Annotated in this window: 15 protein-coding genes; all 15 read right to left on the reverse strand. The window is 73.9% G+C overall.

Annotated features, from left to right (window positions below):
* Nucleotides 1–245: 245 nt before the first annotated feature.
* The 15 genes from M8C13_RS31720 to M8C13_RS31790 are packed head-to-tail and all read right to left on the reverse strand — an operon-like array spanning nt 246 to nt 12,502.
* The gene (locus M8C13_RS31720) at nt 246–1,061 is read right to left on the reverse strand and encodes a bifunctional 2-polyprenyl-6-hydroxyphenol methylase/3-demethylubiquinol 3-O-methyltransferase UbiG (protein WP_252484438.1); all 816 of its coding nucleotides are present in this window, start codon (nt 1,059–1,061) and stop codon (nt 246–248) included.
* On the reverse strand, nt 1,058–2,245 hold the full coding sequence (locus M8C13_RS31725; RefSeq protein ID WP_252484439.1) for a glycosyltransferase: 1,188 nt from the start codon (nt 2,243–2,245) through the stop codon (nt 1,058–1,060). Before M8C13_RS31725 ends, M8C13_RS31720 begins: the two co-directional genes overlap by 4 nt.
* The gene (locus M8C13_RS31730; protein WP_252484440.1) at nt 2,235–3,404 is read right to left on the reverse strand and encodes a nucleotide disphospho-sugar-binding domain-containing protein; all 1,170 of its coding nucleotides are present in this window, start codon (nt 3,402–3,404) and stop codon (nt 2,235–2,237) included. Before M8C13_RS31730 ends, M8C13_RS31725 begins: the two co-directional genes overlap by 11 nt.
* Nucleotides 3,405–3,406: 2 nt before the next feature.
* On the reverse strand, nt 3,407–5,719 hold the full coding sequence (locus M8C13_RS31735; RefSeq protein ID WP_252484441.1) for a PEP/pyruvate-binding domain-containing protein: 2,313 nt from the start codon (nt 5,717–5,719) through the stop codon (nt 3,407–3,409).
* On the reverse strand, nt 5,716–6,036 hold the full coding sequence (locus M8C13_RS31740; protein ID WP_252484442.1) for an antibiotic biosynthesis monooxygenase: 321 nt from the start codon (nt 6,034–6,036) through the stop codon (nt 5,716–5,718). Before M8C13_RS31740 ends, M8C13_RS31735 begins: the two co-directional genes overlap by 4 nt.
* Nucleotides 6,033–6,347, reverse strand: a complete 315-nt coding sequence (locus tag M8C13_RS31745; protein ID WP_252484443.1) for an antibiotic biosynthesis monooxygenase — start codon at nt 6,345–6,347, stop codon at nt 6,033–6,035. The genes M8C13_RS31740 and M8C13_RS31745 overlap by 4 nt, the downstream gene beginning before the upstream one ends.
* A gap of 2 nt (nt 6,348–6,349) precedes the next feature.
* On the reverse strand, nt 6,350–7,078 hold the full coding sequence (locus tag M8C13_RS31750) for an SDR family NAD(P)-dependent oxidoreductase (protein ID WP_252484444.1): 729 nt from the start codon (nt 7,076–7,078) through the stop codon (nt 6,350–6,352).
* A 21-nt stretch (nt 7,079–7,099) separates the two neighbouring features.
* Nucleotides 7,100–7,540 (reverse strand): anthrone oxygenase family protein, encoded by a 441-nt coding sequence (locus tag M8C13_RS31755; RefSeq protein WP_252484445.1) that lies wholly within the window; start codon nt 7,538–7,540, stop codon nt 7,100–7,102.
* Nucleotides 7,537–7,995, reverse strand: a complete 459-nt coding sequence (locus tag M8C13_RS31760; RefSeq protein ID WP_252484446.1) for an SRPBCC family protein — start codon at nt 7,993–7,995, stop codon at nt 7,537–7,539. The genes M8C13_RS31755 and M8C13_RS31760 overlap by 4 nt, the downstream gene beginning before the upstream one ends.
* A gap of 1 nt (nt 7,996) precedes the next feature.
* A complete protein-coding gene (locus M8C13_RS31765; protein ID WP_252484447.1) occupies nt 7,997–8,245 on the reverse strand; it encodes an acyl carrier protein in 249 nt (82 codons plus the stop codon).
* On the reverse strand, nt 8,227–9,423 hold the full coding sequence (locus tag M8C13_RS31770; RefSeq protein WP_252484448.1) for a ketosynthase chain-length factor: 1,197 nt from the start codon (nt 9,421–9,423) through the stop codon (nt 8,227–8,229). Before M8C13_RS31770 ends, M8C13_RS31765 begins: the two co-directional genes overlap by 19 nt.
* Complete coding sequence (locus tag M8C13_RS31775) at nt 9,420–10,682, reverse strand: beta-ketoacyl synthase (RefSeq protein WP_252484449.1); 1,263 nt, start codon at nt 10,680–10,682, stop codon at nt 9,420–9,422. The genes M8C13_RS31770 and M8C13_RS31775 overlap by 4 nt, the downstream gene beginning before the upstream one ends.
* Complete coding sequence (locus tag M8C13_RS31780; protein WP_252484450.1) at nt 10,682–11,101, reverse strand: cupin domain-containing protein; 420 nt, start codon at nt 11,099–11,101, stop codon at nt 10,682–10,684. Before M8C13_RS31780 ends, M8C13_RS31775 begins: the two co-directional genes overlap by 1 nt.
* Complete coding sequence (locus M8C13_RS31785) at nt 11,098–11,418, reverse strand: TcmI family type II polyketide cyclase (RefSeq protein WP_252484451.1); 321 nt, start codon at nt 11,416–11,418, stop codon at nt 11,098–11,100. The genes M8C13_RS31780 and M8C13_RS31785 overlap by 4 nt, the downstream gene beginning before the upstream one ends.
* Before the next feature lie 34 nt (nt 11,419–11,452).
* Nucleotides 11,453–12,502, reverse strand: a complete 1,050-nt coding sequence (locus M8C13_RS31790) for an LLM class flavin-dependent oxidoreductase (protein WP_252484452.1) — start codon at nt 12,500–12,502, stop codon at nt 11,453–11,455.
* Nucleotides 12,503–12,629: the final 127 nt, after the last annotated feature.

A 12,629-nucleotide genomic window follows, 5' to 3' on the forward strand; every position in this document is an offset into this window, starting at 1 on the left:
CACCGTGGCCGTCACCACACCCGTGGTCGGCCTGGGCACCGGAATCTCGTGCAGCGAGTACTGGATCTTGCTCGTGAGGACGGGGCCGTACAGGCGGTCCTGCTCGCTGAACACGTGTGTCAGGCGGACCCGTGGGTGCTCCCCGACCTTCGCCATCGCCCTGCCCCCGCACTCCGAGTCCGCCGGTGTCGCGGTCCATGCTAGGCCAGCCGGACCAGCGGGCTCACCCCACTGGCCTGATCCTGTCAGGGGGCCGGTTTGCGCAGCGCCACCAGCTGGCTCATCACCGGGTACAGCGGGCTCAGGTTGTACTCCCCCACCCGGTCGACCACCCGCCGCGGGTCGAACTCCGGGAATCCCAGCAGCTCCGCGGGATCCCCGGCCACCAGCTCCAGCCCGAGGCCCTCCAGCAGCGCCCGCACGTCGAGGTTGGTGCCCCAGTAGTTGCGGGTCAGCAGGCCGAAGGGCCGCAGGTCCAGGAACAGGTCGATGGTCAGCAGCGCCAGGCCACCGGGGGCGAGCGCGCTGGCCATGGTCTCCAGCATGTCGCGGGCTTCGGCCTGGCCGACGTGTTCGAGCACGGACAGCGCGAAGATCCGGTCCACCGAGCCGGGCGCGAGCTCCGCGTCCTGCAGGCGTTTGCGGACCAGGGGAACGTCCACCTCGAACAGCGCGGTGAACCGGCGGTGCGTCTCGGCGTGGGTGTCCGCGCCTGCCGCGCGGTGGTCCGGGGTCCAGCGCTGGTCGGCCGGTTCGGAGGGGTCGACGTTCACCACTGAGCACCCGGCTTTGGCCAGCACGACCTGGAAACCGCTGAGCCAGCCGCCGACATCGACCACCCGCAGGCCGGGCCGGAGGTCGGCGGTGTGGAAGGCCCACGGGTACTCCACGATCCGGGTGAAGCTGGTCTGCTGGAAGCCGAACGGGCCGTAGCGGGCGGGATCGGCGTCGGTGAGGCGGTGGTGGTGCTCCAGGGAGCCGGGCACGCGGAAACCGAACGGCGCGCCCCATTCCTTGTTCCACCGGCGGTACTCCGCCGGCACCGCACTGCGGCCGATCATGCCAGCTCCTCCAGTTCGTCGACCAGCACCGCCACCGGGGGCAGGGCGTGCAGGTGCCGTTGCAGCCACCGCGAGCGGGCTCGGTAGCGCGGCTGGGTGAGGACGGTTCTCATTGCCGCGGCGAGGTTGTCCGTGGTCGCCTCGTGCACGTCGACCACCTCGGCCACCCCGGCCTTCGCGCACATCCGCAGGTTGTGCCGGTGGTCCGCGCCGGGGCCGACCCCTGCCATGGGCACGCCCAGCCGCAGCGCCTCCTTGACGCTGTTGAGGCCGCCGTGGGTGAGGAACAGGTCGCAGCCCTCCAGCATCAGCGCCTGGTCCACGAAGTCGGTCAGGCGCACGTTGGGCGGTGGCCTGCCGAGGTCGGCCGGGTCGTGGCCGGCGCCGACGGCGAGCACCGCGGTGCAGTCCACCGCGCCGAGCGCGGCCAGCACCTCGCGCAGGAAGGCTTGCGCCCCTGGCAGTTCGTAGACCACGGTGCCGAACCCGGCGAAGACGAACGGCCGGTCCGCCGGGAGCTCGGTCAGCCAGTCCGGCAGCCTGCCCCGCCGCTGTTCCACGTTGGCGTGCCGGAAAGCCTTGGTGCGGGGCAGGATGAACTCCGCCGCGCCGTAGGCCTCGGGGACGAAGGTGGCGTGCCGCCAGTGGTAGAGGCGCTCGCCCGCCGGGTCGGGGGTGAGGCCGAGCTCGGCGCGGCCCAGGTCCAGCACGGGCGCGAGATCGGGGCCGCGGATGCCGTCCAGGCCGCCGAAGGAGGCCACCGAGACGTGCGGGATGCCCAGGGCCTCGGCGGCCAGGTAGCCGCCGAACTCGTCGGCCTCGCGCACGACCAGCTGGGGGTGCCAGTCCGCGGCCAGGATGTCCCGTGCGGTGGCGCGGGCGGCCGGACCGGCGAACAGGGCGGTGACCGCGGGGGTGAGCGCGGTGAGGGCGTCGGCGGCCTCGGCGAAGCCGAAGCGGTGGTATCCGGCGGGCAGCAGGGGCAGCAGGTCGGGGCCCCATTCGTAGCCTGCCGGGTGCAGGGTCAGGCCGAAGCCGGTGACCTCGGCGCGCAGCCGTTCGGTGCTGCCCACCCGCACGTCGTGGCCGCGGGCGGCGGCCTCTTGCGCGATCGGGATCAGCGGGCGCAGGTGGCCGCTGGCCTGCTGGGTGGTGAACAGGATGCGCAGTGGTTCAGCCGGCATGGCACACCGTCCGTTCCCCGGCGAGCCGGGTCAGTTCGCCGACCACCTGGCGGGCGCTGGGTTGCGCGGCCATCTCCGCGCGCAGGCCCCTGGCCGCGGCGCGGTAGGACGGGGTGTGCAGCAGGTCGGCGGCCGCGGCCCGGATGGCCCCGGGGTCCGCGTGCACGGCGTGCACCAGGCGGGCTGCCCCGGCCTTGGCCAGGCGGCGCGCGTTGAACTGGTGGTCGGGGTTGAGCGGCAGCAGCAGTTGCGGCACCCCGGCGTGCAGGGCGGTCATGGCCAGTCCGCCGCCACCGGAGTGGATCACCAGGTCGCAGCCGGGCAGCAGCAGGTGCGCGGCGATCCGCGGCGCGGTGCGCAGGTTCGGCCGCCGCGGCAGCTCGCCTGCCGGGGCCAGCACGACCAGCTCGGCGTCCACTTCGGACAGTGCGGCCACCACCCTGGCGTCCAGGGGTTCGGCCCCGCCGAAGCGACCGGCGACGGTGCCCGCGGTGACACAGATCCGGGGCCGCTGCGGCGGGCGCCGCAGCCAGTCCGGGAGCTCGGCGGCCCCGTTGTAGGGCGTGTAGCGCAGGTGCAGGCGGCGCACCGGGAAGCCCGCCTGCAACGAGGGTGGGCAGGGATCGATGCTGACCACGCCCAGGGTGTCCACAGTGGACAGACCGAGGCGGCGGGCCAGCGGGGTCAGCGCGACGGGTTCGAGCGGGCTGGTCAGGTAGGTGAAGTCCATGCCCCACAGGTGCCGGACCGAGGGCACGCCGAGCGCGGCGGCGACCAGCGGGCCGGCGAAGGTGGTGGGCTCGTGCACCACCAGGTCCGGTCGCCAGCGGCGGGCGAAGGCCAGGGTGTCCGGCAGCATGGCCTCGGCCAGCTCCAGGTAGAGCGAGACGGTGCCCGCGCCGAAGCGGGTGATCAGCTCGGGCATCTCGATCGGCCGTCCGGCGGCGGCCAGCCGGGCTGAGAGCGGGGCCAGCCGGGGGCGGATGTCCAGGTCCGCGCCGACCGGCACCGCGGTGAGCCCGGCGCGGGTGATCTCCGCGGTCAGGCCGGGCTGGCTGGCCACCCGCACCTCGTGCCCGGCCGAGGCCAGCGCCCAGGCCAGCGGGACCAGCGGGGACAGGTGCGAGGCCCAGGCCCAGGTGGTGAACAGCACGCGCATGGTCAGCCCGCCGGGCGGACCAGGCCCGCGGCGCCGTCCACGGTGACCAGCAGGCCGTCGCGGAGGGCGCCGGTGGCGTTGCCGGTGGCCACCACCGCGGGGATGCCGTACTCGCGGGCCAGGATCGCCGGGTGGGACAGCAGGCTGCCGTTGTCGGTGACCAGCGCGCCGATGCTGGGGAACAGCACCGCCCACTGCGCGGTGGTCTCCGGGCACACCAGCACGTCGCCGCTGCGCAGCTTGCCGAACTCGGTGACCGAGGTGATCACCCGCACCGGCCCGGTGTAGCGACCGGCCGAGGCCGCGATGCCGCGCAGCGAACCGTCCTCGGCCTCACCTGCCGGGCCGCCGCCCCACAGCGACATCGACCACTGCCCGGCCTCGGCGACCCGCTGGGCTGCCGGGGACAGTGTGAGGTCGCCGGAGTCCGGTGGCTGGTAGTCGCCGTGGAACTTCGGGCCGGGGTGGGCCAGCGCCCAGGCGTGCTGCCCCCGGCCCAGCCTGGCCGGTTCGCGCACGTCGCCGCCCTGGGCGAGTGCGGTGAGCGCGGGTTCGAGGTCGAGGTGGAAGGCGTCGCCGGGATCGGCGAGCTGGTCGCGGGCGGCCAGGCGGCGGCCAAGCTCCTGGGTGGCGTAGCGGAACTGGGCCCACAGCGAGACCGCGTAGAAGACCTTCTCATCGCGCACCGGCCCGGCCGCCTCACTGCCGGCGAACGCCGACTCGAACTTCTCCCGGTCGGCGGGGGCGAGCGCGGCGCGGGCCTCGGTGAGCGCGGCCTGCTGGCGCTGGGCGAGCGCGCGTTGCTCGCGGTCGAAGTCATAGGGCGAGTCGAGCTGGGCGCGGACCAGGTTCAGCAGCATGCCGGGCTGTTCGGCCATGGTGGGCTCGGTGATGTCGAAGCCGACCGTGCGGTGCCCGTAGTCGCGCACGTACTCGGCGAAGGCGGCCGCGAAGGCCGGGCCGCCGGTGGGATCCTGGTGCCCGGCGGCCAGCGCGGCCAGCTCGCCGAGGCGGACCGCGGCCGGCATGTGGTCGCCGGTGAGGCCGCCGCGCAGCCGCAGGGTCTGCTCCGGGGTCCAGTCCAGCAGTTCCCGGCAGGTCAGGCCGAGCTCGCCGAGCAGCGCGATGGAGGCGCCGCTGAGCCGGAAGTAGACCTCGTGCAGCTCGCCGAAGAACTCGGCGATCCGCCGGAAGTGCGCGGCGAAGTCCACATCGGACAGTGCGGTCAGGTCCGTCTCGCGCAGGGCGGCGATCCGCTGGGCGAAGGCGGGTTTCCACTCCTGCTGCCAGCGGCGCACCAGGGCCAGGGGCTCCCCGGCGGCGATCCGCGCGGCGATGTGCGCCAGCCGTTGGGCGCGCTCGGCCGGGGTGTCCGGGGGCAGGCTCAGGTACAGCCAGCCGCCGATCTGGGCCACCGCGGGCCGCGCGCCGGTGGTGAAGGCGAAGACGTGCCGGGAGACCTCGGCGAACACCGGCAGGAACACCGAGCGCTGCATCGCCGTCCACGGCCGGTCGGAGTTGCGGTCCCGCACCCAGAACCCCGGCGGCGGCGCGGCGTCCACCGGGATCTGCTCGACCTGCTCCGGTAGCGCGGTGATCGGCCGGGCCTGCACCAGGGCGGGCTCGCCGTCCGCGATCGCCCACTCGATGTCCTGCGGCACGCCGAAGTGCTCGGCCACGCGCCGGGCCAGCGCGGCGATCTCCTTGGCCTGCACGGCGGTCAGCGCGTCCTGGTCGCCGGAGGTGCGTTCGGCGGTGTCGCCGCGCACCACCCACTCCTCCGCGGTGACCGCACCGGCCATCAGCTGTTCGCCGAGGCCGCGGACCGCGCTGATGAGCACCTCACCGGTGTCCCCGGTGACCGGGTTGGCGGAGAAGGCGGCCCCGGCCGCGACGGCCGGGACCATCCGCTGCACCAGCACGCCGATCGGGGGCGGGGCGCCCTCGCCGCGGTGGTAGACGGCCAGCCGCGCCGAGTCGGCCGAGGCCCAGCAGTGCCGCACCGCGTCCAGCACCGCCGCAGGCCCGCGCACGTCCAGCACCGACTCGTACTGCCCGGCGTAGGACTGATCGGCCAGGTCCTCGGCCACCCCGGAGGAGCGCACCGCGACCGGCGGGTCACCGAGCTCGCGCAGGGCTTCGGCCAGCTCGGCGCGCAGCTCTTCCGCGGGCGCCCGCACCGCCTCGGTGGTCACCGCGAAGCCGTCCGGCACCGGGAAGCCCTGGCCGCGCAGCGCGCCGAGCACGGCGGCCTTGCGCCCGATCTGCCCGGTGTCGTCCAGGTCCACTGCGGACAGTGGCAGCAGGTACCTCACGAGCGGCCCTCTCCCCCGTATCCGGCGAGCACTTCGTACACACCGAAGCGTCCCCGGCTGGTGTCCTGGTAGGGCCGCAGTGGTGCGGTGGTGTCCCGGTGCGCGCTGCCCCGCTCCCAGTCCTGGAAGGCGGCCAGGCTCGCCCACTCGCTGATCACCACGAACCGGCCTGCCGGGGCGGAGACCTCGCGCAGCAGCTCGTTGCCGAGCAGCCCCGGTGTGCCGTCCAGGTCCTGGCTGATCCGGTGGTATGCGGCCACCACGTCCTGCGGCCGCTCGGCCGCGGCGAAGAGCAGCACCCTGGCCCGCGCGCTCATCCGGCCGCTCCGGTCATCGCGCGCAGCACGGTCATCGTGGTCATCGACCCGCTGCTGCGGAAGGGGTGCAGTCGCCGGCGGTGTGCCAGGTGGGTCTCGCTGCGCTCGTAGCGGCGGAAGGTGTCCTCGTCGGTCCAGTCGCTGGTGATGTAGTAGACGCCCTCCTCCTCACTGCTGCGGGCCAGCCACTGCCCGAGGTTGCCGGGCTGGGTGGTGATGATGTCCGCGCCCGCGTGCCAGGCCGCCTCGAACTCCCCGGCCCGGCCGGGGTGGGTGCACATGCGCAGCAGCACCCGGAACGTCTCGGCCATGCTCAGATCCCTCCGTCCACGTGGATGGTCTCCCCGGTCAGGTATGCCGCCTGGTCACCGGCCAGGAAGGCGACCACCGCGCCGATGTCGGCCACGTCGCCGAGCCTGCCGAGCGCGGTGAGCGTCTGGTAGCGGCGCACCACCTCCGGCGGCAGCTCGGCCTCGGTGGCGATCACCCCCGGCGCGACCAGGTTGACCCGGATGCCTTGGGGCCCCAGCTCTTTGGCCAGGGAGCGGGTCAGGCCGATCAGCCCGGCCTTGGCCGCGGTGTAGTGCGCGCGCAGCGGAATGCCGACGGTGGCGACCTTCGAGCCGATGTTGACCACCGAGGAACCCGGCCCGAGCAGCGGCAGCGCGGCCTTGGTCACCAGGTAGGGCGCGGTGAGCCCGGTGTCGAGCACCCGCCGCCACTCCGCTAGGGGCAGCTCGGCGAAGGGCACGTGGCTGATCGCCCCGGCGTTGTTGACCACCACGTCCAAGGCGCCGTAGACCTCGCGGGCCTCGGCGAGCAGGCGGTCCACCTCGGCTTCCTCGGTGACATCGGCGCGCACCACGTGGTGTTCGCCGGGCAGCCCGGCCAGTTCCGCCTTCAGGCTGGCCGAGTGCTCGGTGTCGGTGCGGTGGCAGACCAGGACCTCGGCCCCGGCCGCGGTGAGCGCGCGGACGATGCCCCGGCCGATGCCCCTGGTGCCTCCGGTGACCAGTGCGCGTTTCCCGGTCAGTGCGGTCATGTTGTTCCTCTCCCTTGCGGTTCACAGGGCGATGAGGTTGAGCAGGAAGGCCAGCGTGGCCAGCCCGGTGCGCAGCAGGTTCCAGTTCCGCCAGCGGCGGCGCGGATCCCGCCGCGCCCAGTCGGCAGGCCGGTGCGCGGGGTCGAGCGCGGTGACGTAGCGGTTGACCGGCACGTTGCGGCTCACCGAGATCAGCACCACCGCGGCCAGCAGGACCGCGGCCGCGGTGTGCGCGGCCCGGCCCTGCGGAGCGAGCGCGGCCAGCAGCAGGTCCAGCAGCAGCACGCCGCCGTTGAGCGCGGGCATGATCGGGTCGTAGCGCCGCCACAGGAAGCGCACCAGCTGCACGTACTGGCCGTAGGGCAGGGCCAGCATGAGCGGCACGATGCCGATCACCGTGGACAGCATGATCCCGGCGGCGACCCCGTTGGCCAGCGCCGCGACCAGGGCGAGCACGCTCACCCTTCGCCCTTGGCGGCGCGTTCCACGATCTCCTTGATCCGCCGCTGCTGGACCGGGGTGTTGCGGTTGATCCGCTCGGCCATGCCCGCGTCGTCCACCGGCGCGGCGGGCTTCATCGCGAAGTCCTGCACCCAGCGCAGCCGCACCCCGCCGTCGACCTCGGTGTAGTCCCAGTGGATGCGCATGTACTCGAACGGCCCGGTCTCCACCCGTTCCGCGCGGACCGTGCGACTGGCCGGGTCGCTGTGCCGCTCCGACACCCAGCTCCAGGTGCGGCCTGCCTCGTCCGGGTGGGTGGTGAGCCGGAACCGCACCCGGTTCTCGCCCTGCTCCAGGATCTCCGCGGCGGCGTACTCGCTGAACAGCTCCGGCCAGGAGGCCACGTCGTTGGTCATCCGCCACACCAGGTCCATCGGCGCCTGGACCAGCACGGTGTTCTCGGTGCGCGCGGCCATCTCAGGCCTGCCCGGCGAGGTCGTTGAGGTAGGCCACCGTCTCCCTCGGTGTGGTCATCCGGTCCACGGCCTCATCCGGCACCGGCAGGCGGTAGGCCCGGCGCAGCAGCGCGGCCACCTCCAGCTTGGCCAGCGAGTCGTAGCCGAGGTCGGCCAGCGGGGTGTCCAGGCCGGCGGCGAGGTCGGCGTTCTCCTCCCCCGCTGCCTCGGTGAGCACCTTCTTCAGGTCGATCAGGGTGAATCCGGACATGGGTTCCCTCCAGCTGTTGTGAGCACCACGGCGGAGTTGAAGCCGCCCGCACCCCTGGCCAGCACCAGCGCGGTGCGCGGCGTGTCCGGCCGCGGTTCGTCCTTGACCAGGTCGAGCAGGTACCCCTCGGGCACCTCGCCGATCCCGGTGGTCGGCGGGATCACCTGATCCCGCAGGCAGAGCAGGGCGGCGGCCACGTCCAGTGGCGCGCCACCGGCGTACAGGCGGCCGGTCATCGACTTGGGCGCGGTGACCGGCACGCCGTGCGGGCCGAAGACCTCGGCCAGCGCCTGGGCCTCCCGCCGGTCCAGCCCGGGGGTGCCCGCGGCGTCGGCGAAGACCACGTCGATGTCCGATGTGGACAGTCTGGCGTCGGCGATGGCGAGCTCGATCGCGCGGCGCAGCGCGGGTGGCCGGTGGCTGCCCGGCGGCGGGTCGAAGGTGGCCGCGTACCCGGCGAGCACCCCGTAGCCGCGCGCCCCGCGCCGCCGCGCCGAGGCCTCGGACTCCAGCACCAGCAGCGCGCCGCCCTCGCCGGGCAGGTGGCCGTCGGCGTCGCGGGCGAAGGGCCGGTAGCCGGTGTGGCTGATCCGGCCGCTGGTTTCCTGGCACAGCTTGGCATATGGGGACAGCGGGGCTTCGGCGCCACCGGAGAGCAGCACGCTCGCGCCGGTGCGCAGCATCCTGCGGGCCTGGCCGAGCGCGTCCAGCCCGGCGGCCTGTTCGGAGACCAGCACCCCGCACGGGCCGCGGGCGCCGTGCCGGATGGACACCTGGCCGGTGGTGGCCGCGTAGAACCAGGCGATGGACTGGTAGACGCCCACGTGCTCCGGCCCGCCGGTCCACAGCTTCGCGATCTCCCGCTGCCCGAACTCGTTGCCGCCGGAGGAGCTGCCGGTGACCACGCCGAACTCGTACTCCGGCAGGGTGGCCGGGTCCAGCGCGGCGTCGGCCAGCGCCAGCTCCGCCGCGGCCAGGCCGAACTGGGTCCAACGGTCGGTCTGCACCAGCAGCCGGGAGGGCAGATGGTCGGCGGCGGCGAACTCCGGCACCACCCCGGCGCGCACGCCGTGGTCGATGCCGCTCTTGCCGGCCAGGGTGGCCGCCCAGTACGCCTCGACGCCGATTCCGTTGGGCGCGACCACACCCAGCCCGGTGATCACCGCACGGCCGGTCATCGCACACCGCCCGCCCTGGTCAGCACCATGGCGCTCTGGAAGCCGCCGAAGCCGCTGCCCAGGCTGACCACCGTGTCCAGCCGCGTCTGCCTGGCTTCCCTTGGCACGTAGTCGAGATCGCAGCGCGGATCGGGCACCGCGAGGTTGGCCGTGGGCGGGATCACCTGGTGGTGCAAGGCGAGCGCGCAGGCGGCCAGCTCGATCGAGCCGATCGCGCCAAGGGAATGGCCGACCATGGACTTGATGGAGCTCATCGGTGTCCGGTAGGCGTGCGCGCCGAGCACCGTCTTGACCGCGGCCGTCTCGTGCACGTCGTTCTGCTGGGTGCCGGAGCCGTGCGCGTTGACGTAGTTCACCGCGGCGGGATCGGTGCGGGCGCGGTCCAGGGCGGTGCGCAGCGCCTCGGCCAGCTCCCGCCCGTCCGGTTTCAGCCCGGTCATGTGGAAGGCGTTGCCCCGGTTGGCGAATCCGCTGATCTCGGCGTAGATCCGGGCACCCCGGCGGCGGGCGGACCCGGCCTCCTCCAGCACCAGCACGGCCGCGCCCTCGCCGAGCACGAACCCGTCCCGGCGGCCGTCGAAGGGCCGGGAGGCCTGGGCAGGCTCCTCGTTGTTGGGCGAGGTGGCGCGGATGGCGTCGAAGCAGGCCACGGTGATCGGCGAGATCGGGGCCTCGGCCGCCCCGGCCAGCACCACCTCGGCGCTGCCCTCGGCGATCAGCGCCGCGCCGTGCGCCACCGCGTCCAGTCCCGCGGTGCAGCCGGTGGAGATCAGGCTGACCGGTCCTTCGGCACCGCAGAGCCAGGCCACCTCGCGGCAGATCGAGCTGGGCACCAGGTAGTCGTAGAGGTGCTCCTCCGCCTTGGCCGCGTCGACCTGCCAGTTCCGGCCGAAGTCGCTGACCTCCAGGTAGTGCTGTTCCAGCCGGGTGGTGTTGCCGACCGCGCTGCCCAGCACCACCCCAAGCCGTTCAGGGGCAAGCGAAGGAAAGTCCAATCCGCTGTCCACAATGGACTCACGGGCCGCGGCCAGCGCGAACTGGGCGACCCGGTCCAGGTCGCGAGCCTGCTCTTTGGACAGGCCGTGCCGCCGGGGGTCGAAGTCGCATTCGGCGGCGATCCGGGAGCGGAACCCGGTGGCGTCGAACAGCGAGATCGGCCGGGTCGCGGTCCGGCCCGCGGTGAGCAGGTCCCAGAACTGGGGCACGCCAACGCCTCCGGGCGCGACCACCCCGATACCGGTGACGGCGACGGCGGTCATCACCGGCTCGCAATCTCCGGATGGGGCGCATCCGGGTTCGGCAGCTCCTCGGTGTCCACGTGTCCCAGGCTCGGTTCCGGCGCCAGCGGGCCGAGCTGGAACACCGCGAAGGCCTCCTGCTCGGCGTTGTTCTCGATGCGGTGCCGGGAACCGATGGGCACCAGCACGCCCTCGCCAGCCGCCAGGCTGAGCAGCTGCCCGTCGATCCAGGCGTCCACCTGGCCGCGCACCAGGTAGAGGAACTCCTCGGAGTAGGGGTGGTAGTGCTCGGCGACGAACTCGCCGGGCCGCAGCGTGAGCACGCCGAGGAACCCGGCGGAGGCGCCGACGGTGCGCGGGCTGAGCAGCACCCGGATGTCGCCGCCGCGCCTGCGGTTGGCCGGGATGTCCTCGGCCCTGACCTTGCGCAGCCCGGTCATGGCCGGTCCCACTGGTAGAAGGGCGTGGCCATGGCGTCCTTGGGGCCGCGCCAGCTCGGGTGGTAGGGGCGCACGTACCCGGCCAGGTCGGTGTTGAGCTGCTGGAACAGCGGGGTTTCCCGGACCTCGCGCAGGCGTTCGCCGACCTCGTGCTCGCTTTCCACCAGGTGGAAGTAGAGGTCGTGGAAGGAGTACAGCGTCCGCCTGGTCACCCCGACCCGGTGCGGCAGCTCGGTCTGGTCGGACTCGCCGAACAGCCGCGCGACCTCCCCGGTGTGGGCCGGGTCCAGTCGGGCGACGATGAGGCTGCGGTGCACTGCCGGACTCCCTTCTGTCGTTTCCCTTGTGGCTTCAGCCGATGCTCGCCGCGGCCGGTGGTGTGGTGCTGGGGAGGCGCTCAGCCGCGTCGGCGGCGGCCTCCAGCACGCTCAGCCGCTCGTGCGGGGTGGCCGCGAGCAGGGTCAGGCCGAGGGTGGTGACCCCGGCCTCGCGGTACTGGGCCAGCCGGGCGGCGATCCGGCCGGGGTCGCCGAGCAGCGCGGTGGCGTCGATCAGCTCGAAGGGCACCGCCTCGGCCGCGCCCTCGGCATCGCCCGCGGCGCGGCGGCGGTGGATCTCCGCGGCGGCGCGTTCGAAGCCCAGTTCGGTGGCCAGGCGGTAGTAGATGCTCCTTGCCGGGTCGCCGAGGCCGATGAAGTGGGCGAAGTAGCCGCGCAGCGACCGGGCCGCGCGCTCCGCGTCTTCGTCGACCGCGATCGGCACCGACGGCATGACCTCGAAGCCCGCCAGCGTCTTCCCCGCCTTCGTTCGTCCTTTGTGGACATATTGGAGGGCGGTGCTGATCCGCTCGGGTGGGCTGAACACGCCGATCCAGCCGTCGGCGACCTCCCCGGCCAGCTCCAGGCTGCGCGGGCCGACCCCGGCCAGGTGGATCGGCAGGTCGGCGCGCACCGGGGCGGCCCGCAGGTGCGCGGTCTCCGCCGCGCCCGGCGGCGGCAGCCGGTAGTGCTCGCCGTGGTAGCGCACGGGTTCGCCGCGCAGGGCCAGCCGCACGATCTCCACGTACTCGCGCAGCCGGCGCAGCGGGCGGTCGAAGTCCACGCCGTACCAGCCCAGGGAGACGTCCGGGTTGGAGACCCCGAGCCCGAGCCGGAACCGGCCGCCGGAGAGCGAGTCCAGGGTGGCCGCGGTGAGCGCGGTCAGCACCGGGGCGCGCGCGGCGATCTGCAGCACCCCGGAGGCCAGGCCGATCCGGCTGGTGCGCCCGGCGACCGCGCCGAGCACGCTCACCGCGTCCGAGCGGAAGCCCTCCGGGGCCAGCGCGGTGGCATAGCCCAGCTCCTCCGCGCGCCGGGCCAGCCCGACCGCGCCGTCCTGGTTGAGGAACACCCCGAGCCGCATCGGCCCCACCCCGCTCTCCGCTGGTGCGCTGTCCTGGCCAGGGTGCGCGCGGGGTCTGGGGTGGCGCGCCGGTCGGTCAACAGCGCTGCCCCAGCGCGGCACCAGTGGCCGGCGCGAGGGTCGGCGC

This window comes from Crossiella sp. SN42 (assembly GCF_023897065.1).
Lineage (GTDB): Bacteria > Actinomycetota > Actinomycetes > Mycobacteriales > Pseudonocardiaceae > Crossiella.